The following is a 22,426-nucleotide window of genomic DNA, read 5'->3' as shown; positions in this document are numbered from 1 at the left end:
AATAACTATGAAAACTAAAACCGACCAAATTTTAGAGGAGAATCAGGGTTTAAGGACGAAATGCCTGGTTTATACGCGTGTAATGGGGTATCACCGTCCCGTAGAAAGTTTTAATATCGGAAAAAAAGGTGAACATAAACAGCGCACGTATTTTAAAGAAGGTGGATGTTAAGCAAACCTATTTCTGATATTACTCCGTTTACGCTGTTGGATTATCCCGGTAAATCAGCTTGCATATTTTGGTATGCGGGCTGTAATATGAGATGTTTATATTGTTATAACCCCGAAATTGTTTTAGGAAAGGGACGAGTTCTCTTTTCTGAAGCAATTTCTTTTTTAGATACCAGAAGAGGATTGCTGGATGCTGTTGTTTTTAGCGGAGGTGAATGTTTGATTCATAAGAACATTCAGGAACAGATTAAAGTAATTAAAAACATGGGCTATCTGATTAAAATAGATACCAACGGTTCCAGTCCAAAAATTTTAAGGCAGCTTGTAGAAGAGAATCTTATTGATTATGTTGCGCTCGATTTTAAAGCTTTGGATGATAAATATCAAATGATTACTGTGTCGGATCTGTTTTCTCCTTTTGAACAGTCGCTGCAGTTGCTGCTGAATTCAAAAGTAGCCTTTGAAGTAAGAACAACTTGTCATTCCGACTTGCTGGCATCTGTCGATTTAAATAAAATGATTCACTATTTGGATAGTAAAGGATATGAGGGAAATTTTTATGTCCAGGGATTTAGAAATGATAAAGAAACGCTTGGAAAGCTTTCTTCTTCCTATGCGATAAAGCCGGCAGAATTAGATTCTTTACCAAATATTCAATTTGTTTTGAGGTAAATTTAGCCTTATTGCACTTGTGTTAACACCAGGTTTGTCATCCTGAGACGAAGCAATTTCTTCAAACTTCTTCAACGCTTTCTTTGTCACGTTTACCCGGTAAGTATCACTGCATTATTATTTAAGCAAATTGCTCAAGAAATTTAATTCCGGTTTTTTGTTTTCGATTGGTTATTAAGAGTATAACGTGTTATTTCGTAACTTTATATACCTCAAATTTTTCCTGATTGTTTAATTTTTAAAATTAGCATTATGAGAAAAATTATCTTTTTATTCATTACAGTTTTTACTTCATTAATTGGTTTGGGACAGGACGGTTCCTTGGATCTTAGCTTTAACCCTACTGGAGTTAGGGGAGTTATTGATGATTTATTGCTGCAGCCCGACGGGAAAATACTTACTGTTGAAGGTTACTCAGCATTTCCGGGCAATTGGATTTCGCGTTTAAACAGTGACGGATCATTGGATACTGGCTTTAATAGTGCGCTTGGTGAAGGAGAGTTTTCTTTTGGTGCAATACAAGCTGATGGCAAAATATTAGTTATCCATAGTCATGTGCCACAAGATGGTTATCCGGCATCCGGTAGGATTTATAGATTGAAGCCCGATGGCTCATTAGATGAAAGTTTTAAGACTTTAAACGGAGCAAATGGTTCTATAAATGCTTTGGCACTACAACCCGATGGTAAAATTATAATTTCCGGTGGCTTTTCAATGTACAACGGTTCAAATGTTAACCGTATGGTAAGGCTAAATACGGATGGGACATTAGATACCGGTATTTCTTTTAAGGTTCCGGCCAAACAAATATCAAATATAAAATTACTTCCGGATGGTAAAATTTTGGCTTATCTACGCTATGATGATCAAATTTTAATTAATCTTGGGACTCTTGTTAGACTTAATTCTGATTGGTCTCTAGATTATGGTTTTAATCAAAGCGGTATGTGCCGATACAGCGCTTTGCATTTAAAAAGTAGCGGAAAAATGGTTATAACTACCCAAAGTTTATGTGAGGATTGGAGTTGGGATCCTGAGCCTTTCTTTAATCCTTTTTATGGTTTAAATAATGATGGTTCATATGATGCGAATTTTCATTCCGGTGTTGTCGATTTTGTGGATGAGATATATTATTTCAGATCAGGTTTGCAATCGGATGATAAAATAATAATTGCTGGCAGCTTTACAACTTTTGATGGTATCCCGGTAAATCATATTGCGCGATTAAATCCTGATGGAACATTAGATCAATCCTTTAATGGAGGAACCGGACCTGATTTAGTTTCCATGAATTATGTTTCAAAAATAATTACACAGCCTGATGGAAAAATCATTATTGCGGGAGCGTTTTCGCAATATAATGGAGTCCAAAGAAATAATATGGCTCGCATAAACAGTACAGTATTATCTTCAAATGAGTTTGAGACAAAAGCCTTTACTTTCTATCCTAATCCGGTTAAAGAAGTTTTGTATTTAAGCATCCCTGATGAAATTGGCACTAACGAATTTGAAATTTTTGATTTATTGGGAAAAACTATTAACACTGGTGTACTTGTTAGCAATCAGATAAATGTTTCAGATTTAAGTAATGGTCTGTATCTATTGAAAATTAAAACCGAGAAAGGTATTTTTGTCAGTAAGGTTTTAAAAAAATAAAGCAGAGAAACCGTTATGTGCGTTACGATTTTTTCTTTCAATAATTATAAAAGATTGAAAATGAAGAAGTGAGTCCGGTTTTATATGGTTGAAGGATTTAGCTAACAGGGTCTCGTTATAAAGCAGGAAAGTGTTTTTTTATATAGAAAAGGCTGTTTCACGATGCGTGAAGCGGTCTCTTTTTTTGTATCACTTAGATTATAGAAAAGAAACGCCTGGGAAGTTGTTTTCTTCCCAGGCGATAAAGCCCTCAGAATTGCTTTCTTTACCAAATATCCGATTCGTTTTCAGGTGATTTTAAATGGTTTTTTAAGCCATTTCTAAAGTGAAAACTTCTATTTGAGCCAGCTCTTTCCTGTATTGTGTCAACTGTTGCTGAACATCCTGCTGGACAGACTTAAAGTATTTCGTCGACGAAAAAAGATTTTGATAATAATCGATTCCTGCCAGAAGATTGGTTTTAAACGAATTCCATTTTTTTGTCTGGCCCGCTGTTATTTCTCCGGAAAAGTCATTGATCTCTTTTTTTAGGTATTCCACATACATTTTTAATTCTTTCACAAATACATGCGGACGGTTTTTATCAGTAATGATATTCCCGTTTCCGTAAATGTGACGAACCATTTCGGCTAATGATACTTCTTTGTCAAAATACGCCAGATTTGGCCCCGGGCAAATAACAACACCCTGCTGTTGCCCTTTAATCTCGATATTGTTTTCCAGATAGGCAGCATTTACCAAACCTACGCACAGACATGATTTTTCAGTAATAGCATTTTTTCTTTTATCAATTTCTGAAGGCAGCAAATCTTTTTCAAAGGCTTTTAACTCATCCAGTTTGATATCCTGAAATTTTTTGGAGGCAGTGCAAAGGCCTTTGTGATCATATTCTTTGTTTAAGGCCAACAATCTTTTAGGGCAGGAGCTGCCGGCTTTATTCTGATCGATTCTTTTTTGTTTCCAAAAATCATTGGATACGCCCTTTACGGAATTAAAAGGGACACCCAATGGCGAAATATTGCTTAGATAAAAATCGTCTTCTTTGGCTTTGGCCAATATATTTCTAGTTTCTTTGTCAAGAGAAGTTGCTTCGGGAACCAATAAAAAAGGCGACCCCCAACCAACGGAATCCAGATTGTAATGTTCGAGTAAAAAGTCATGCTCTTCAGCAGTTCCGATGCCTCCCTGAGCGGTGATTTTCAGCTCCATTGGTTCTGTTGGTACATACAGCTCTTTCAGTGTTAATGCTTTGATCAAAAGTTCATGTGCCGATTGGATCAATTGATCTTTTTTCTCTTTGAATTCTTCCAAAATGGGTCCCATTAAAAAACCGTCTGTGGCAAAAGCATGACCACCGCAATTTAATCCCGATTCAATTCGGTATTCGGAAACCCAAAGTCCTTTTTTAGCAAGGAAATTACCCTGAATCAAAGCGGAACGGTAGTCGCTGACTTTTAGAATAATCTTCTTTTTCAGTTTGCCGTGCGTATCCGGGAAGAAATCCTTGAAATTTTCAATGTAGCTGAATAATCTTGGATTCATTCCGGCCGAAAACACAACCGATGAATTCAGTTCACTCTGTGCAAATCCTCTTAGTGAGGCATGGGCATCATTGAACTCAACCGGTAATTGGACATCATTTTCATAATTGTCCTTGTCCACTTTTGTCATGATGTTGACATCAATACTACCGGGAGAGAAATAGTCTTCAAGAAAATTTTGAATGTTTTTCTTAATGGCACTTCCTTCATTCATTACCTTTTCCAGGTTGATCTTTAAATCGGAAGTATTGGGCAAAAGGGATATGAAATTTTCCAGAGTCGTTTTATTTTCGAGCAACTCGCTTTTAAAGTTCTGAAACTTTTCTTTTACTGTATCATTAACCATGTTCAGATAGGCCGTAATTCTTTTTGCCCTGTAGTCAATGGTTTTTTGTGTTATTTCCAGATAAGGGATATTGAATTTATCACAATAGAAAGCTCTTAATTTTTCGAGAATTTCATCATCGGTAATAGCTATTACTGAGGAAATGCCGTAATGAGCCACTCGGATAGGGCTGTCAATGGTGTAGGACAGTCCCATTACCGGTATGTGAAAAGTATGTAACTGTTTTGTTTTCATTCGTTTGTAATTGTTTAATGCTTCAAAGATTGTAAAATATCAACACTTAAAAGTTGATAAAAGTCATGTTCTGAATTTGTCGCGTATTAAATTCAGAAGTTTAAAGGAGATGAGGTATAAACCCATAAGTAACCCGAATCCGAACAGCACGAAAAGGGCATAAATCCAATGCATTGAATTCTGAAATGTTCCAAAAGAAATATTTTGGCTGAAATATGTCCAATGCCCTTTTTTAACTCCCAAAACCAATAAAGTAATCCAGAAACAGATAAAAGAAACATGGAAAATTTTGATTCCCTGTTTTATTTTTAAAAGTACGGTTGCGGTAAACATGAATTCTTTTTCAAGAATGTACGTTATTGATGAAAACAATATAAGTGTGTTTATCCCGATGGTTGTTCCCATAGAATGGGCCACTGTTATGTGTGTTCCGTGCGTGAAAAGGTTTATCGACGGTATGGAAATCAATAAGGCTAGGATAATATTTAAAAACACCCAGAAATCGGCTAAAATCATGAATTGGTAGGCAATAAAATTGGCTTTCTTTTTTTCTTTACCAAGATTTTTTTTCCAGTCATAGATGATTGAGAATAGGATGATCCATTCGGTCATGCTGATGGAGTAGGCAACATATCTGATCCACGGACTTGTTGGTACTATGTAAATGTGATGTGCCCAGCCAAACATCAAATTGGTTAATCCTAAAAAGTAAAAGAAAAAAGCTTTTTTTGATTTGGCATAACTTTCATCATTGCTGATTTTTGACATTACAAACAAAGCGGTTCCATATACCAATTGATTCCAGGCACCAACATAGGAACCTCCGGCTTTCCACTGAATGGCAAAGTTTCGGAGAAAATTATCCCTGAAAGAGGAAAGCAGCCACAAATGCGCTTCGGTGAAATGAAAGATCATAAAAACTATTCCTGTTCCCCACATCCAGTAGTACACCGGCCAGGTTTTGAAATTAGGAAGCATGGTTTTGAAATAATTAATGCCTAAAAAAATCCATCCGACAATAATTGGGAAATAAAAATAGGCTGGGAATTCAAGATACTCTTTTCCACCGAAATTATGAGTTATATAAGAAATTGTAATTCCAATTCCAGTTAGCAGAAAGAGCCAGAAATGCCACTGAACCAGCTGATGGTTGAAAAATTTGATTTCCGGATTTTGGTTCAGGTAATAGTAAATTCCTCCCAGTGAGGATAACAGGATCCAGGAAACGACAAACAAAGTATGTAATGGGCGTAACGAGTTAAAAGGTAATGTTTCTTTGATGAAATCCGGGACGATGTATTGAAATCCAGCCAGTAGGCCGCAAAGCAAACCGAGAAGTAATGAAATTAGTCCGGTGCCGATAAACAGGAATGCGTATTTTTTGGTGTTATTCATAATGTTGATCTTTATATTTAATGGTCACCCAACCATTGTTTTTGGAGTTCGCCTGTAGATTAGGATAAAAACCAGTTTGGTCGATTTCTTTTAGGAATTGGGCCAACTGATTCCGTTCTTCCTCGTTAAAATTAAATTTAGGCATAGCTTTCGCACCACTGTTAAACATGGCTTTGAGATAATCTTCGTTGGAGATTCGTGAGTAGGCGTTGGTTAAATCCGGACCGAGGTATCCGCCAAGCCCATAAATTTGGTGGCAGGAATTACAGTTGTTTTTAAGCCATATATTTTCGCCTTCGATTGCTTTTTTTGACAAATGCACCTCGCCAAAATCCGAATCAGAAGTGTATAAAATACAATTGTAAACAAGAAAAACAGATAAGAGACACAGTAAAAGGATGGAATATTTTTGGTAGTGTTTCATAGCAAAGCAATTTGAATATTACATTACAAATTGAATTATTATTCCATGAATACCTTATGATTGCAATCACAAAAAAAGCGTAAACACTTTTTTGTTTACGCTTTTTTGCTTCCGTGGAAGTGGTCGAATTAATAATAACCTATTTCTGACTCAGAACATCACCAATTACATGTATGATCCCATTCGATGTTTCAATGGAGGTGGTGATTTCGGAGCCGTTTACTAAAGTTTTATCTCCTTGTTTCGTGATATTTACTTTGCCGCCCGAAACCATTTCAAATGACTGTCCGTCGCTCATATAGTCTGTTTTTAAAGAACCTACATAAGTATGATATTCTAAAATACCTTTTAATTTGTCTTTGTTTTCCGGTTTTAACAAATCTTCCACTGTTCCCTTGGGAAGTTTGTCAAAAGCCGCATTTGTCGGAGCAAAAACGGTAAAGGGACCTGCGTTGGACAGAGCATCTACCAAGCCCGCTGCTTTTACGGCTGTAACCAGAGTTGTGAAGTCTTTACTTCCGGCAGCTGTTTGTACGATATTTGGCGCCGATGTTTCGTCTTTTACGCCGGATTGGCCGACACTTTCAGTAGTAGCGCCTTCAGTAGTAGCATCTGGTTTGACTTCTTCGGTTTTTTTACACCCAATGGCCATGAATAAACCTGCTAAAACAAAGAATTTGATTGTTCTCATAATAATAAATTACTTGGTTCGTACTTGTAAAGTAACTGATTATTAGATTGTTTTACTATGAGCGTAATCATAAAACAGACTCGTTTTTGACTTTTTGTAAAGAATGAACCATTATAAAGATGATTCCTAAAACCATTATGATCGAGACCCCGAAAAGGGTTTCATTTATGCCAGGGATTAAAGTGTAGCTGAATGATGCAATACCTTGAATGGCAAGCACGGTCTCATTTAATAATACACCTGTTGAAAAAATAATCACGCCTTGAATAATTTTTTTGTTTACAGCTAAGAATTTATTGGAGAAAATATAAAACAACAGGAATAATGAAATTATGGCAAGAAGGACCAAGTGTAAATAGGCAATTACAATTGGCCTGAAACCAAAAGCCAGCTTACTCAGGGAAGGGATTGTCGATCCTAATTGGAGCAGTAACTTTAAGCTTGTTGCAAATCCAATGAAAAGGATTATCCAACGAAAAACAGGCAGGTTGTTTTTTAGTATATGAAGTTTGGTTTTTACTAGTATGGACAGAAATCGGAACCAAGCATATACTTGGATAAGGGCCGAAAGAATTGTAATTATGTAAACTCCTAGAGGCAGTTTCATCCAAAGTGTCGAAAGAAAATAAGCCGGGATGCACGCCACGAAAAACAAATAAAATGTGGTGTTGAAAAATGCATTGTTTTCTTTTTTTATGTCGATAAAATCATAAAATAATCCCATGCAGGCAAAGAAAAACCATCCGTTATACTGAAAATGCAAATAGTAATAAATAGATGCAAGATACATGTCCTGCTGGATGCTTTTTGTCATCATCATATAGGCCAAAGCAAAAGTTCCTAATGAAGAAATGATGTTGAAAAATATAGCGGCGGTGAACCATTTTTTGGAAAGATTGTCCGGATTTATTTGCCTTAAATCTTTGATGAAATGGTAACTGAAAATGTAGAAAATAAGTATCGTTGCAGTGGAAAAGAAAATTGAAATTGGCCCGTATCCCTGGTAAATGAAGGATATCAGCATCCCATAGGAACAAAGTAAATTGGAGACAATTATCTTATTGTATTTGGAGAAACTGAGTGTCTCTTTATCAGTATATCTGGTCCTTTTTTCTAAAAAAGCAATCATCAAGACAATCAGCGTATGACTTATCCAGCCGGCAAAGGCAAAATGCGAGTGGGAATGCTGGAGGCTTTTTTGATCGAAGTGGGGGAATTCAAAACCTATTTTATATCGCATCAAGAGACCTACGGAGGCAACGATAAGTAAGTTTATCAATGAGATTTTTAACCAAAATTTGCTGTTGAAATACATTAGAAATAAATTTTATGGTTTACTATTTCAACTTTTTCGCATTGGTTCATTTTGGATAAAGCTCTTATAACAGTTTCTACGCGCAGTCCTGTAAAATTGGCAATCTCCTGCCTTGTAAATGGTATAAGTTCTTTTTCGAGATTTTTTTTGCTTTTTTTGTAGTCATTCAGAAAAGCCATGATCCTGAATTCCGGTTTTTGGTTTATAATATCCTTTGAAGTTTTCGCTTTCGAGTGGATTCTTTGGCACATCAGATTTAAAAAATCTTTTTGTACGCATGGATATTCTTCCAAAATCTTCAAAAATTTGTCTTTTGATAATTTTATGATGGTACAATCCTGGAATGCCGTGGCAGTAGAGGGATAACTTTCATTGATGAATAAGGGAGGCTCGCCAAAACTTTGCCCGCTATAAAAATAACCTTGGGTGAATTCTTTTCCGTCATCATTAGCATTAAACATCCTGACTATTCCTTCAGCTATTTGATAATAAAAATTGGCCTGATTATTTTCTCTGAAAATAACTTCACCTTTCTTATATTCTTTCGCTATTGCACCCCATGTGAAGAGTAAATCGATGTCTACAAGCATATTTTTACGGGAAATATTTTGTGGTTAATAAAGGTGGTCTTGGTCGGTATTTTTACATTATTTACAAATTTATTATAGTAAATATAAAGAAAATATGATATAAATCAGCATTGGAAATGAAATTTTTAAGCGTTATACTTACATTATTGGTTGTGAGTTGATTAGTGTTTAAAATCCGAAAGGTGTTAGTTATTATACTTTTTTAATAGTTCGATTTTCAAATGAAGATAAGGAGTTTTTGTCGCAAAACCGGGCTTGTGATTGAGACGTTTGTTTTTTGTGATTTAATCTTAAAGTTTTTTATAAATTGCTAATCATTTTTTGTGATTGGTTGGATGCTGTTTTTATGATTTTGTTTAAAAAGACAGAAGCAATCTTTATTTCTTACCTTTAATGGATTTATACATATTCGAATTTTAAAAATAATGTAATTATGTTTTCAAAAACATGCAAATACGGGATTAGGGCGGTTATTTTCATAGCTTCAGAATCTTTACACAATAAAAGGGCAGGGATAAAAGACATTGCAGAAAAGATTGATTCTCCCCAGGCATTTACTGCAAAAATTTTACAAATTTTAGTTAAGAATGATATTATCTGTTCGGTTAAAGGAGTTGGCGGTGGTTTTGAAATACCTGCAGAGAATTTGAATAAAATAAAACTGTCCCAAATTGTGACAGCTATAGACGGGGATGATGTTTTTACCGGCTGCGGGTTAGGATTGAGTCATTGTTCAGAAGAACATCCTTGCCCAGTACACAATAAATTTAAGTTTATCAAAGAAAAGCTGACGGCAATGCTTGAAAATACTACTTTGGAGGAGTTAGCTTTGGGAATTAAATCGGGAGATACTTTTTTAAGGTATTAAATTTAAGATATTGAAGATTTTGATAAAGGGATATTATCTTTTCGATAAGGAAAAATGGGGAAGCAAAATTAAATAGCTTCCCCATTTTTATTAACTACAAAAAAAAACAAAAATTAATTGCTAATTAAGCCGCTGTCAAAAACTTTCAGGAGGTGTTGACGATCCAAAATGAGACGATTGCTGGTCAACAATACTCAGAATCACTTTTGAATGCGGCTTAGAAACTTATCAGAACAATTGGTAATATCGTAATCGCCACAACAAAAAGAAGTGCGATTTTCCACGTAAGATTCGCTTTTTTCAATTCCATGAAATTAAAAGCTACCAAGTAGAATTTAATAAACGATATTCCCATGATCAGACTGATAAGGAGTCCTGATACAGTTACAGAATTTGATAGGATGGCGGCCGTAATCGTCAAAAAGATTAAAAGGCTATAACAAAGGGTGAGCGGATTTTTCATTATTAGAAAAGTAAATAAAGGGTTGGGAATACCAATAACCAAATTAAGTCGCACATATGCCAGAAGGCGGCACAGGCTTCAACATCTTCTGTTGAGGTGTCCGAATTTTTTTTCATCATACCGTAATGTGTCAACATTAAAATGACCAAACCGACGATAACGTGGATGAGATGAAAACCGGTAACAAGCCAGTAGAAACTGTAAAAAAGGTTAGTCTCTATGGAAATTCCCATTTCAATTTTGTGATAATATTCAAATCCTTTTACAATTAAGAAAAGGAATCCTCCCAAAAACGATAATTTGAAAAAAAGTGAGGCTTTTGCCAGATTATTGTCTTTGAATTTTTGGACAGCCCGAGCCATAAAATAACCGCTGGTAAGAAGGAAAGCGGTATTTAAAGTGCCCAAAGTTGTGTTGAGCTGCATTCTGGAATCGTGGAAAACCTCCGGCTGTTCCTTTCCGTAGAATACAAATGCAACAAGTGCCATCCCGAAAGTAATGAGCTCCAGGAAAATAATGATCCACATCAGGATACCTCCCGGCGGATAAAAAAAGTTGCTGTGATTGATTTCTGCCGTTTTCATTTTTAAGATTGTATAAGTTGCTTTATATGAAAATCACCTCGCCCGTCGCGATGTCGTAGTAAGCGCCAACGATTTTGATTTCGCCTTTTTCCGATTGCTGACGAAGCGTTTGGCTTTTTTCCAAAATGCGTTTGATGGTCAGGCGAATGTTTTTCCGGGCTGTTTCATCTGTCATATAATGGGGAAGAGGATAGGTTTCATGCTTATTGATGGCCGGTTTTATCTGGTTGGTCAACTGCGTGAGGTGTTCCAACTCAACATTGGCCATGGCTCCGGATACCGCTCCACAGTGCGTATGTCCTAAAACAACTATGAGTTTAGTGCCCTTGAGTTTAGTGGCAAATTCCATACTCCCCAAAATATGGTCATCTTCAATGTTTCCTGCCACACGGGATACGAAAATGTTTCCGATTTTTTGGTCAAAAATGATTTCCGGCGGGACGCGTGAATCTACACATCCTAAAATGAATGAATGCGGATGCTGCCCGTCTTTTGTCGCCTGAATTTGGGCATGGAAATCGCTGTTGACGGTTTGTTTGTCCAGAAAACGGCTGTTTCCGTACTTTAATTCGGCCAGCGCATCGTCGGGGGTTTTTATTTCATGACTATGCTTTGCAATAATAAAGCTGCACAGAAGGAGGATGAATGCTGGGGAAATACCAAAAATCAGGAGGTTTTTGTTTTTCCGTGAATTTTTTTGAACCATGATAATCAGTTGTAAAGTTTGAACCTTTATTTATTGCCCGGAATCTTACTTCCACTCTAGAAGTCTTTTTTCGCCTTCGATGGTTTTCATGTCGGTGATGTCCTGTGACATCTCAATAACACCCCTGTAATTTTGTTTGTCGTCTCGTACTGCAAAATAGCGGATGTAGATCAGCCGTTCTTTATAATTTATCCAAAAAGAAGCTTCGCTTTTTGTGCCTTTTCTGAACTCTTCCAGTATTTGCAGTACGGTTCCCACGCTTTTTGGAGGATGGCAAAATTTGACTTCACGGCCAATGATACCGGCACTTCTCGGGAAAACCCTTTCTTCGCCGCGATTGTAAAATATTACCTTGTCGTTTTCATCTACATAAGTTAAATCGGCCGGGATGGTTCTGAAAAGAAGATTGACTTGCTCGACGGTCATATACCCTTCGTCAAAATGATGGGAATTACCATGTTTACTGTCTGTAATTGGTTCTTTGACTTCAATATTCCTAATGTCTGTCGTTTGCTGCGGAAATGGTGCAGGTACACGGGATAACATCCAGCCAATTTCTTCTTCTCCGGAACGCATTTCAATCCAGTCGTTCTCTTCTAAAATAGCTAAAGCATTGGGGAATAAAGTATTTTCTTCAACATGCATCAGTCGATATATTCCGTCAACCAGATATTTAGTGTTTTCATTTATTTTTGGTGCATTCTGAGTTTTGATATAGTATTTAATCAGACGAATCTGATCTCTCAAATTATCATGGAAAGACCACATGCCTTTGGAAGGGCCTGTCCAGTGCCGTTTTTCTAAAAAGGGGAACAGCTGATTCTCTTTTCGGGCAAATCGCTTCTCAATAGTACATAAATGATTGAATACGTTGAAGTATTTCTGAAAGTCTTCTGTGGCATCTGTTGATAATAATTCTGCTAAAAGCGTTTTGATTAAATCGCGTTCTTCAAAATAGATCTGTACCGGATGTCCTTCAGGAAGTGTAGCGAATTTTGGATCTTGGTTTATTGTTGGTTGCATGATTTTATTTCTGATTTTTGATTTTGTCGTAGAGTTTTACCATCGACTGCAGTAATTCTCTGGGAGTTGTAAGTATTTGATAATGGTTTTGCCCAAACATTTGTGGCAGGTAGTACTGAGCCTGGGCTTCAATGGCCAATGCATACGAATTGATGTTTTTAGAATTAAGTTCGCGCAGTGCCTGTTTTATGTCACTGATTCCGTATTTCCCTTCGTATTTGTCATAATCGTTCGGCTTACCATCCGAAAGAAGTATGATCCATTTGTTTTTGGTGCTTCTTTTTTCAAGTCTTGCTCCGGCATGGCGCAGTGCGGCCCCGATTCGGGTATAGCCGCATGGCTCCACAGCTCCGATTTTGTGTTTGGCAGTATTCCAGTTTTCGTCAAAATCCTTGAGTGTGAGATAGGTCGAGAAATTGCGGGTTTTAGAATAAAAACTGTCGATGGAAAAATCGATGTTGAACTCATTCAGGATTTCGCCAAAAAGGATTGAAACTTCCTTTTCAACATCAATAACCCTGTTGCCGCCGGCATAACTGTCGCTCGACAGACTTATGTCGAGCAGGATTAAAATTGATAAATCTTTTTCTTTTTTTCTGTTTGCAATGTAAACCTTCTCGGTTGGTGTTCGTTTGGAATGCACATCCACATACAAATCAGTTATGGAATCAATGTCGAATTCGTTACCTTGGGTTTGGCGTTTTTGTTGTTGTATTTTATTATTAACGGAAGTAAGCATTTTTCGCAGCCCCATCAAAGTGGAAGCGTTGTTCGAAATGGTGTTTTTATAGTAAACAGGATCCGATGTTTGTTGCAGTTTAGGGTAGACCTTACAGAAATTTTCTTTGTAAATGCGTTTGCCATAATCCCATTCATCATAAGTGAAATGCAGTCCGCTGGCATCAACTTCGGCACTTTCTGAAACAGAAGCATTTTCGATAAAATCAGCCTGATAAACCGAATGGGCTGTGTCGTCAACACGAACGGTGTGTTTCATGTTCAGTTCGTCAAGGGCATCCTGGTGATCTTCCAGTTCGTCTGTTCCGTCAAAATCGCGCCAGGTGCCGTTAAACTCTTCTGCCGTTTCAACTTTTTCAAAGTTGTGAAGAAGCACATAGTCTTCCTGTTGTTTTTTATCCAGTTGGGCAATATTTACCTCTTCAACTGCTTTCGATTTTACGGTAGTGGTGGGCTGGTTTTTGTCGGCCGATTTGGTCTTGTCGGAGAAGTTTTGAAGTACGTCTTCCGAATCACTGACAAAGTCATTCTTCATCCATTTTCCGTATAGGAAAGTAAAATCCGGTTCGTCACTGTTTTCAGCTATTTGTATAAAATGTTCCCGGGTTTTCTGGTATGTTTTTTCTGCTGAAGGAAATTCTTTAAGCAATATTTTTATTACCTGGGAAGAACTGACTATCGCCTTTTGACGGGATATATCAAGATCTGATTCTTTTTCGCCGGGAGGCCAGTTTAAATTTAGTTGTTGCTGAATGCTTAAGTATAAAACCCGAAATACATAAAAATCATGATTTTCAGTCAGGGAAGGAAGTTCGGCAAATGATACCGGAAGGAAAAAATTGTTGTTTTTGTAACCTCCTTCTCTTTCAGCTGGAAAAATTTCTATTGCTTTTCCCGTAAGTGCTCTGGCAAGAATGGTGAGTTTTGGCCTGATTTTTTCCAAAGTGATTCGTCGGGCTTCTGTCTCGGGATCTATTTTTTTTCTCTTTTTCAAATGCTTGAAAAATTTCTCCACTATATATTCATCTATCTCAAATCCCATTTTGTGTAATTTTAGATTTGTAATTTGCAATCCTAAATGGACTGCTGCTTTTCTGCATAGTGAATTAAATCACTAAATCGCAGAGGTCTTTTAGCGCTTCCAGCGTTTGCGGGTCATCTGTCAATGGTTCAATGACGGCTGCATATACAGAAAGTCTTTTTGGTAATCCACTGTGAATAAGTTTTGAAGCATCTACCAATAATCGGGTTGAAACAGTTTCCGTCAAACCTAACTCGGTCAGATTTCTGATTTTGTTGCCGATAACTACCAGTCTTTTTGCAGATTCAGAATCGATATTAGTTTCTTTAATCAGGATTTCCGATTCAATTTTAGCTTCAGGATAATCAAATGAAATGGCTACGAAACGTTGTCTTGTCGAAGGTTTTAGTTCTTTAAATCCTCTTTGATATCCCGGATTAAAAGACGCAACTAGCATGAAATTATCATGAGCTTTAATGGTCTCGCCCAGTTTATCTATAAAAAGTTCCCTGCGGTGATCTGTCAGCGAGTGTATGGCTACAATTACGTCAGGACGTGCTTCAGCAACTTCATCAAGGTAGAGGATAGCGCCTTCTTTTACAGCAGTGGTCAAAGGCCCATCAATCCATACAGTTTCGGCACCTTTGATAATGAATCGTCCTATTAAATCTGTTGAAGATGTTTCCTCATGACAACTGATGGTGATGATTTTTTTGTCCAAGACATAAGCCATGTATTCAATAAATCTTGATTTGCCAGTTCCGGTAGGCCCTTTCAGTAAAAGGGGTAATTTGTTTCTAAAAGCATGCTCAAAGACTTCTTGTTCCTTGCCCACGGCATGATAATAAGGGATATTTAGTGTTTCCATAATCTTTTGAGTTTTGAGAAAAAAACCTGAACGTTAAAACAATCTTTTTTCGGGGAGATGAATACGGAAAAATCGTTTAGCGTTCAGGTAAAAAATATTTTGTTAACTATTAATTTAATTCGAAGACTTCTTCTTTGCTAGAAAATGCAGGAGTTTTCGTTTTTTGGTCAACCAAAGCTTCGTCAGTCGGTCTTCCGTATTTAATGAAATCGTAGATAAACATAATGATACCTGTCGTAAACATCGTTGCACAAAGTAACAATACCACAAAGTGAATACTGATTTCGTTTTGTACGGTCATGAATTCCATTTTCATTTTTCTTTCCATGTATACCTGAGCAACCCCGGCCACACCGAATGCAACGGTCATTCCCAGGATTCCGATGTTAGAGAGCCAGAATGCTGCCGAGCCTGTTTTCATCAGATAACGTTTGCGCCCGGTCAAGTTTGGCATAGCATAACTTATCATAGCTAACACAATCATGGCATAAGCTCCCCAGAAAGCATAGTGTCCGTGGCTGGCGGTAACCAGTGTTCCATGAGTATATAAGTTGGCTTGAGGCAAAGTATGGGCAAAACCAAGTATACCTGCTCCGATGAACGATACAATTGAAGAACCTATTGTCCAGAATAACGCAACTTTGTTTGGATGGCTTTTTTCGCCTTTTCTGTACATATTGATTGCAAACAGTGCCATTGCTAAGAAAGCTAAAGGTTCTAAAGCTGAAAATATTCCTCCGACGATCAGCCAGATTTTATTGACACCGATATAATAGTAGTGGTGTCCTGTACCTAAAATACCTGAAAGGAATGTCAGTCCGACAATTACATACAGCCACTTCTCAATTACTTCACGGTCTACGCCAGTCAATTTGATCAGAAGGAAAGAAAGAATACCTCCCATAATCAATTCCCAAACACCTTCAACCCATAGGTGAACAACCCACCAGCGGAAAAATGAATCCATTACCTGGCTGTCAAACCAAATCATACCCGGTAAATACAGTAATGCGGCAAAAAGCAATCCCATTGACAATATCAGTGCCGTGGTGGTTTTTCGTTTTCCTGTAAAGAGTGTTCCTAAAATAAGACCGAGGAAGAGCAATACGTTTACGACGACCAAAAAGTCCAGTTCTCTTGGGATTTCCAGGAATTTACGTCCTTCCCAATGATTAAAGTGGAATCCCACAATAGCGATAACACCTACCACAGCCAGTGAAACCAGCTGAACTATGGCCAGCTTCGGACTGATTAATTCTCTTTGTGCTTCTTCGGGGATTATGTAATATGCAGCTCCCATAAAACCTGTCAGTAACCATACAACGAGTAAGTTGGTATGCACCGCTCTTGCTACGTTAAATGGGATGATGTCGTGTAAACCTTGTATACCGATTCGGTCAAAGCCCATGATAAAACCATAGACAAGCTGCAAGGAGAATAAGAGCATGCTCAATGCAAAGAACCAGTAGGCGATTTTTTGTGATTTATATTTCATTTTAAAAAAATTTAGAATTGATATTTTTTACTGATTAGCCTTAGCTAAAGGCGAAACAACGCGGTCAAAGCCGTTTAAGTCTATATTGCCCACCCATTTGAGATAAGCGATCATTGCTTGGGCATCTTTTTCGTTCATGTTGTAGGCAACCATCTTTCTTCCGTTTGGTGCCCATGGTATCGGTGACGTTAACACTGCTTTTACGTAGCCTTCACCTCTTCGGTCGATTACTTTTGTCAGTTCCGGAGCATAATATCCACCTTCTCCCATGATAGTATGACAACCCATGCAGTTGTTGGTTTCCCAGATTTCTTTTCCTCGTACAACCTGTTTGTCAAGTTTGGTGTAATTGGATTGGTCCTTGCTGGGCATAAACGAGTATATGGTCAGACCGATGAAGATGGAGAAGGTGACGACCGTACCGCCTAAAAAGAATGCCCGCGCTTGTGATTTTGAAAGCATAATTTGTGTAGTTTTTGTTTAATATTTTATTTCTTTTAATAAAGGATGTTTTTGTCCTTTATTCTTTAAAGCGAAATTAACAGTTAAAAAATGTTTAGAACATGATAAATGTCATTTCGAAATAATTGTTTTTTTGATTACATTTTTCTTAATGAATAGGGTGCCTGAATGTCGATTGAAGTTTTAGAAAAAGACGTTATTGGAAAAAGTTTTGCAGGTGGCAAAGTGTCTTTCAGTGAAAGTATTTTTTAGAAAATGTGATTCAGCAACTGTGTGTCAAAGAATGATGGTTAACTGAAGAGGTTGAGGATTTGGCTGAGAAAATGCTTTTTAAAACAGATGGTTCGAAGTTGTGCGCGTCTTTATCGCATACTTTAAAGCTGTAGAATGAATTCTGATGTCATTTATGTACTCATTATAGAGACAATTCAGGAGATATAAAAGACCACCAAGAGAATCAGTGTCAGCAGTACAAATTCAATTGGCGGTCTTATCAATAACAGCAATTATGGCAAATTACTGGTTGGGTTGTGGCTGTTTTGCAGAGAAAATACGTGGGTTGATGTTTATCATAAACCAAGCCCAGTTATTGTTCGCTACATTATTGCCTCCTTTTAGTATATTCATAGTTGAAGTTCCAAACATTTGGGAGAATCCTCCTGTGGCAGCAATGAATTTGTGCAGCTGGTAACCTGCTGTAAAGTCGATCTCGGTTCCTAAATAGCTGTCCATTTTTTCACCGTTAGTGTCTATAACCGATGCCGAAGCTGCGAATGCGTGTGGCATTAAGTTAAATTGCCATTTGTTTTTTGCATAAGTAAGTTTTAAATAAGCATCTTGTAAACCTACACTGTTTTTGTGGTTTCCACCAACGTAGAAGTAGTCCATGTAACCATTAAAGGCGTGGTTGGTACCAAACAGTGGGTAGAACGATTTTATGTCGGTGCTGGTGTCGTTTTGATCTTTACCCGAGAAATATTCATAACCGGCTCCTAATTTAAAGTTACTGTCGAAAGCATATCCCACTAAAGCTCCGGCGTAAAATCCGTTTACTTTGTTATTGGTGTCTTTACCGGATTGTCCGTAAATTCCAAGGTTGGCATCCCATGCTTTGTTCTTGAAAGTTAAGTATGTACCAAAAGTTTGTTTGTAATCTGTTTTTAGAGTAGTGGCGGTTTTTTGGTATTCGTAGCCCGTGTTTAGTAACAACAAGCTTAGACCCACTTTGGAGATGTTAGTATGATACCATCCGTATTGAAATGTTTTATAATTTGTTGTATAAGGCGCAACGGGGCGGGTTAGGTTTTCTGCATTTGCATTATAGGCTGCCCCTAAATCCAGTCTGTGATTGGCAGGGTGGTAGCTCACCAATAAGGCATCGTGGCTTTGTCCTTGTTGTAGCCAGTCAATTTCACCCATGATACGCTCGTTGTCATAAGCGATTACCTGACGCCCGAAACGTGCGCTCCATTTATCAGTGAAATCATATTGGCCCCAAGCTTCAAACAATGCAACTCCATTTTTGTCTGCTGTGGCAGTTGTAGGGACATCTCCCCAGGTGCGTATGTTTTGTAAAGATATTTTTGTTGAGAACTGATCCAGTTTAAAATCAAATTTTAAACGGGTACGCTGAGAAACAAAGGAGGTTGGCAATTCTCCATATTTCAAGGGGGCTTTATAACCGTTTCTATATTCATAACGGGGTCTTAACTGAAGATCGGCATTAAATTCTTGAGCATAAGTACCTATGCCTACCATCGCAAAGAACGATAAGCTGATTTTTTTAAAGGCTTTCATATAAATTATTTACGATTTTTGCGCTTCTTCAATAATTTTTTGAACGGTCTCGTCAGCATTTACATTAAGTCCTTCCTGCTGATAGGTTAATTCGCCGACATTATTGAAAACGCTTATGATATTTGAGTGAGAGAAATCCATAGGGGAGATTTTTTTATAATTTACAGCCAAAACAGCAGCAAATTCTCTGGTATTGTCCTCGGATGAGCGAAGGAAAGTCCATTGATCGCCCTCCATTTGGTTTTCTTTGGCAAATGCTTTTAGACGTTCGGGGGTGTCAACTTTCGGATCGATGCTTATTAGTACGAATTCTACATTTTTGGTGTCTTTGGGAAGACGGCTTTCGATGTTTCTCATATCGGCAACGAGTCGCGGACAAGCTGATTTGCATGAGGTATAAATCATAACCATCACAAGTACTTTGCCCTTCATGTTTTTCATCTGAATGTCTTTTCCATCCTGATTGGTCCATTTAGATGGAAGGTGGTAGATAGACAGATCGGAGATACTTTTGGATTTAGGTGCATCACTGGCTTTTTTGTTCGAATCGCAACTCTGAAAAATCATCAGTAACAATCCTAAGCCTAAAATTATATTTTTCATATAGCTGTTTTTTTAGTTATTTAAAATCTTTGGCACAGCGGAATCCCAGATTTCTTGTAGTGTATTTGGCTTTGAGACTTCCTCTGAAAGCATAGCGCATAAAAGCTGCGTAATTCATGAGGTCGGTGGCGTTTACCGATCCGCTTCCGCAAAAGAGATTTTTGTCTGTGTCTTTGTCCTTTCTCGATTCTCCGGATAAAAAAATGCTGTTGAAATCTGATGTCCATTCCCAAACCAGTCCGTGCATATCATAAACACCCCAATAGTTTTTGAACGTTTTACCGACCGGGTTTGCATAGGTTTTTGATTTCTCATACCAGGAGAGTATATATTTTGTATATGATTCTTTGGTTCTCGCATCAGTGCGTTTTTCATCTGCCATGGCCGTATATTCCCATTCGTCTAATGTTGGAAGGCGTTTGCCTTGACATTCGCAGTATTTCTTGGCGGCAAACCAGGAGACATTAGTTACGGGAGCATTGCTCAGGTTGTTTGTTCCGTAACTGAAGTCGCTTTCCCAATGCGATAAATAGCTTTTGTCGGCAAAGATTCCTTTGATTTTAGATTTACTGAATTCCGGATTTTTTTTGATAAAATCCAGAAACTGGGCATTGGTTACCGGATAAATGTCTAACTGAAACTCGTTTACGGTTACCGGTTTTTTGTCAACAGTTCCGTAAAGGGGGACAAAAGCCCCCTTTTTTACCAGAACCATTTTTGAGTTTTGTGCCCAAAGGGATGCCGCAATAAATATTGAAAAAAGCGACATGTATAGTGATCGTTTTAACATTGCGTGCATCTTTTTAAAGTTTTAATTGATTACGATTTTCTTTGAGCTTTAACCATTGCAGGAGTAACTTTCTTTTTGTTGTTACCCCAGTTGCTGTAAACGTAAGTCAACACGTCTGCAACTTGTTGATCACTTAGTGTGCTTTGAGGAGGCATTGCTCCGTTGTATGTTTTTCCATTAACAGTCATCGGTCCGGATGAGCCTTTAATTATTTGTTTAATTGAACGATTATGATCTTTGTTTAGCCAATCTGATTTTGCTAATGGAGGAAAAGCGTTGGGAATACCTTGTCCTGCCGCCTGGTGACAAGCTACACAGTTTGAATTATAGACTGCTTTTCCTTTGTTGATGTCTTGTGCTGATGCCGAGAAACTGAAGATAGTTCCTAATACGGCGCCTAATAAATATTTGTTCATAATTAAGGAATTTAGAGATTATTGAGTATTTATTAATTAATGTACATTTTGTTCTCTTTGTGCTTTAACCATCTCTGGTTTTACAACTGTTTTATTGTTGCCCCAACTGTTGTAGACATAAGTCAATACATTGGCGATTTCTTCATCAGTAAGGTTTTGGCTGGTCATGATGTTGTTAAACTTGTTACCGTTTACCATAACTTCACCGCTCAATCCGTTCAATACGGTGTTAATAGCTCGCGTATGGTTCGCATTTAGGAAATCAGATTTAGCCAATGGAGGGAATACGGTTGGGATTCCTTGTCCTTCTGATTGGTGACATGCAAAACATGTTTTTCCGTAAATTTCTTTTCCTGCAGCAATTTGTTGCGGAACAGTAAGGCTAACTTTTGGTTTTTCCGGTACTTTTACTTTTGGCATATTTTGGATAGTACCACCTTCCGGTAAGTAGATGCCCTCCTGAGTAGTTCCAGAGTAAATCGTTTTGTCACCAGGTCCTTCAACTTTCAACATACCTAAGGATCCTTTGTTGAACGTTCTGAAGATAGAGTGGTCAACTAAGATAAGAGTTCCCGGAACGTCAACTTTGAAATCAACGATTGCGGAACCGCCGGCCGGAATCAGTGTCGTCTGAACGTTTTTGTTGATCATTTCTCCTCCTTCGACATGGACTTTGTCAAAGATTTCTCCAATCACGTGGAATGATGATACTAGGTTTGGACCTCCATTGCCGACAAATAAACGTACTGTTTCACCAACTTTGGCTGTAATGGCTTTGTCGCCTACCAATGATTTTGTACTTCCATTGAATACCACATAATCAGGTTGTTCTTTGACTGCCTTGTTCATGTCGAAAGGTTGTAAACCTGATTCTCCGTTAGCACCTTTGGTGTAGAAGTCACCCTGCATTACATAGTATTCCTTGTCAACCGGTGGCAAACCTCCTTCTGGCTCTACCAGGATTAAACCATACATACCATTTGCGATGTGCATACCTACAGGAGCTGTGGCACAATGGTAAACGTAAAGCCCCTGGTTAATTACCTTAAAGTTGAAAACTTTTTCGTGACCGGGAGCAACCAGCGATGATGTAGCACCTCCGCCCGGGCCTGTAACAGCATGTAAATCGATGTTGTGCGGTAATTTGTTGTCGGGATGGTTTCTCAAGTGAAACTCAACTTCGTCACCAACTCTTGTTCTGATGAAGCTTCCCGGAACAGAACCTCCAAATGTCCAGTAGGTGTATTTTACACCATCGGCCATTTCTCCTTCCATTTCCTTGATCTCCATGTTGACAATCAGTTTTTTGGCAGGTCGGTTTCCAACCGGTTTGGGAACGAAAGGAGGTGCCGTTAGTTCGGCAACCATTTCTCCTTCAACAGGAACTTTTTTGTAGTGGTCTGCATCATTTTTTGTGAAATTGATTCCAAATGCAGTTAAGCCCACTGAAATCAGGGTGCAGCAAATTACGGCGACTCCTGTTTTTGTGCGTTTTGTTAAATTTGTTATCATAATAATTTGTGTTTTGATTAAGACTTAAATCTTGATGTAAACTTA

24 protein-coding genes are annotated in these 22,426 nt (G+C 37.8%); 5 read left to right on the top strand and 19 right to left on the bottom strand.

Going from position 1 to position 22,426, the window contains the following annotated elements; genetic code table 11:
* Window positions 1-7 precede the first annotated feature (7 nt).
* From nrdD to LZF87_RS00635, 3 genes are all read left to right on the top strand, one after another.
* Window positions 8-172: an anaerobic ribonucleoside-triphosphate reductase gene (gene nrdD / locus LZF87_RS14710; RefSeq protein WP_117612548.1), complete on the top strand. Its 165-nt coding sequence runs from the start codon at window positions 8-10 to the stop codon at window positions 170-172.
* A complete protein-coding gene (locus LZF87_RS00640; protein WP_244340233.1) occupies window positions 166-843 on the top strand; it encodes an anaerobic ribonucleoside-triphosphate reductase activating protein in 678 nt (225 codons plus the stop codon). The genes nrdD and LZF87_RS00640 overlap by 7 nt, the downstream gene beginning before the upstream one ends.
* Window positions 844-1,095: 252 nt before the next feature.
* Window positions 1,096-2,499, top strand: a complete 1,404-nt coding sequence (locus LZF87_RS00635) for a T9SS type A sorting domain-containing protein (protein WP_244340232.1) — start codon at window positions 1,096-1,098, stop codon at window positions 2,497-2,499.
* Between the two features lie 309 nt (window positions 2,500-2,808).
* On the opposite strand, the gene LZF87_RS00630 is transcribed toward LZF87_RS00635, so the two are convergent.
* The 5 genes from LZF87_RS00630 to LZF87_RS00610 form a co-directional block, all read right to left on the bottom strand.
* Window positions 2,809-4,620 carry a hypothetical protein gene (locus tag LZF87_RS00630; RefSeq protein ID WP_244340231.1) on the bottom strand — a complete coding sequence of 604 codons (1,812 nt, stop codon included), beginning with the start codon at window positions 4,618-4,620 and terminating at the stop codon, window positions 2,809-2,811.
* 63 nt (window positions 4,621-4,683) lie between these two features.
* Window positions 4,684-6,015 carry a cbb3-type cytochrome c oxidase subunit I gene (locus LZF87_RS00625; protein ID WP_244340230.1) on the bottom strand — a complete coding sequence of 444 codons (1,332 nt, stop codon included), beginning with the start codon at window positions 6,013-6,015 and terminating at the stop codon, window positions 4,684-4,686.
* A complete protein-coding gene (locus LZF87_RS00620) occupies window positions 6,008-6,439 on the bottom strand; it encodes a c-type cytochrome (RefSeq protein WP_244340229.1) in 432 nt (143 codons plus the stop codon). Before LZF87_RS00620 ends, LZF87_RS00625 begins: the two co-directional genes overlap by 8 nt.
* Before the next feature lie 139 nt (window positions 6,440-6,578).
* Window positions 6,579-7,130: a fasciclin domain-containing protein gene (locus tag LZF87_RS00615; protein WP_244340228.1), complete on the bottom strand. Its 552-nt coding sequence runs from the start codon at window positions 7,128-7,130 to the stop codon at window positions 6,579-6,581.
* A 67-nt stretch (window positions 7,131-7,197) separates the two neighbouring features.
* Window positions 7,198-8,259: a hypothetical protein gene (locus LZF87_RS00610; RefSeq protein WP_244340227.1), complete on the bottom strand. Its 1,062-nt coding sequence runs from the start codon at window positions 8,257-8,259 to the stop codon at window positions 7,198-7,200.
* Window positions 8,260-8,274: 15 nt separating this feature from the next.
* Between LZF87_RS00610 and LZF87_RS14705 the strand changes: the two genes are divergently transcribed.
* Window positions 8,275-8,400 (top strand): hypothetical protein, encoded by a 126-nt coding sequence (locus LZF87_RS14705; RefSeq protein ID WP_262917899.1) that lies wholly within the window; start codon window positions 8,275-8,277, stop codon window positions 8,398-8,400.
* Between the two features lie 44 nt (window positions 8,401-8,444).
* Here the strand turns inward: LZF87_RS14705 and LZF87_RS00605 are convergent, their stop codons facing one another.
* Complete coding sequence (locus LZF87_RS00605) at window positions 8,445-9,035, bottom strand: Crp/Fnr family transcriptional regulator (protein ID WP_244340226.1); 591 nt, start codon at window positions 9,033-9,035, stop codon at window positions 8,445-8,447.
* 433 nt (window positions 9,036-9,468) lie between these two features.
* Between LZF87_RS00605 and LZF87_RS00600 the strand changes: the two genes are divergently transcribed.
* Window positions 9,469-9,903 carry an RrF2 family transcriptional regulator gene (locus LZF87_RS00600; protein ID WP_244340225.1) on the top strand — a complete coding sequence of 145 codons (435 nt, stop codon included), beginning with the start codon at window positions 9,469-9,471 and terminating at the stop codon, window positions 9,901-9,903.
* Between the two features lie 217 nt (window positions 9,904-10,120).
* On the opposite strand, the gene LZF87_RS00595 is transcribed toward LZF87_RS00600, so the two are convergent.
* The 13 genes from LZF87_RS00595 to nirK all read right to left on the bottom strand — a co-directional run bounded on the left by LZF87_RS00595 (window position 10,121) and on the right by nirK (window position 22,381).
* A complete protein-coding gene (locus LZF87_RS00595) occupies window positions 10,121-10,366 on the bottom strand; it encodes a cytochrome C oxidase subunit IV family protein (RefSeq protein WP_244340224.1) in 246 nt (81 codons plus the stop codon).
* Between the two features lie 2 nt (window positions 10,367-10,368).
* The gene (locus LZF87_RS00590) at window positions 10,369-10,950 is read right to left on the bottom strand and encodes a cytochrome c oxidase subunit 3 (protein ID WP_244340223.1); all 582 of its coding nucleotides are present in this window, start codon (window positions 10,948-10,950) and stop codon (window positions 10,369-10,371) included.
* A 22-nt stretch (window positions 10,951-10,972) separates the two neighbouring features.
* Window positions 10,973-11,656, bottom strand: coding sequence for a carbonic anhydrase (locus tag LZF87_RS00585; protein WP_244340222.1), 684 nt, complete (start codon window positions 11,654-11,656; stop codon window positions 10,973-10,975).
* Between the two features lie 45 nt (window positions 11,657-11,701).
* Complete coding sequence (locus tag LZF87_RS00580) at window positions 11,702-12,679, bottom strand: DUF438 domain-containing protein (RefSeq protein WP_244340221.1); 978 nt, start codon at window positions 12,677-12,679, stop codon at window positions 11,702-11,704.
* Window positions 12,680-12,683: 4 nt separating this feature from the next.
* Entirely contained in the window at window positions 12,684-14,459 is a 1,776-nt protein-coding gene (locus LZF87_RS00575) for a nitric oxide reductase activation protein NorD (RefSeq protein WP_244340220.1), read from the bottom strand.
* A gap of 64 nt (window positions 14,460-14,523) precedes the next feature.
* A complete protein-coding gene (locus LZF87_RS00570) occupies window positions 14,524-15,306 on the bottom strand; it encodes a CbbQ/NirQ/NorQ/GpvN family protein (protein ID WP_244340219.1) in 783 nt (260 codons plus the stop codon).
* A 109-nt stretch (window positions 15,307-15,415) separates the two neighbouring features.
* On the bottom strand, window positions 15,416-16,801 hold the full coding sequence (locus LZF87_RS00565; RefSeq protein ID WP_244340218.1) for a cbb3-type cytochrome c oxidase subunit I: 1,386 nt from the start codon (window positions 16,799-16,801) through the stop codon (window positions 15,416-15,418).
* Between the two features lie 27 nt (window positions 16,802-16,828).
* Entirely contained in the window at window positions 16,829-17,173 is a 345-nt protein-coding gene (locus LZF87_RS00560) for a c-type cytochrome (protein ID WP_244340217.1), read from the bottom strand.
* Between the two features lie 606 nt (window positions 17,174-17,779).
* Window positions 17,780-19,060 carry an alginate export family protein gene (locus tag LZF87_RS00555; RefSeq protein ID WP_244340216.1) on the bottom strand — a complete coding sequence of 427 codons (1,281 nt, stop codon included), beginning with the start codon at window positions 19,058-19,060 and terminating at the stop codon, window positions 17,780-17,782.
* 9 nt (window positions 19,061-19,069) lie between these two features.
* Window positions 19,070-19,663, bottom strand: a complete 594-nt coding sequence (locus LZF87_RS00550; RefSeq protein ID WP_413614293.1) for an SCO family protein — start codon at window positions 19,661-19,663, stop codon at window positions 19,070-19,072.
* A gap of 16 nt (window positions 19,664-19,679) precedes the next feature.
* Window positions 19,680-20,453, bottom strand: a complete 774-nt coding sequence (locus LZF87_RS00545; RefSeq protein ID WP_244343837.1) for a formylglycine-generating enzyme family protein — start codon at window positions 20,451-20,453, stop codon at window positions 19,680-19,682.
* Between the two features lie 29 nt (window positions 20,454-20,482).
* Window positions 20,483-20,869 (bottom strand): c-type cytochrome, encoded by a 387-nt coding sequence (locus LZF87_RS00540; protein ID WP_244340215.1) that lies wholly within the window; start codon window positions 20,867-20,869, stop codon window positions 20,483-20,485.
* Between the two features lie 36 nt (window positions 20,870-20,905).
* Entirely contained in the window at window positions 20,906-22,381 is a 1,476-nt protein-coding gene (nirK, locus tag LZF87_RS00535) for a copper-containing nitrite reductase (RefSeq protein WP_244340214.1), read from the bottom strand.
* Between the last annotated feature and the right edge of the window lie 45 nt (window positions 22,382-22,426).

This window comes from Flavobacterium enshiense (assembly GCF_022836875.1).
Taxonomy (GTDB): Bacteria; Bacteroidota; Bacteroidia; order Flavobacteriales; family Flavobacteriaceae; genus Flavobacterium; species Flavobacterium enshiense_A.
The sequence above is the reverse complement of the archived record's forward strand: the minus strand, read 5'-3'. Positions and strand labels throughout refer to the sequence as shown.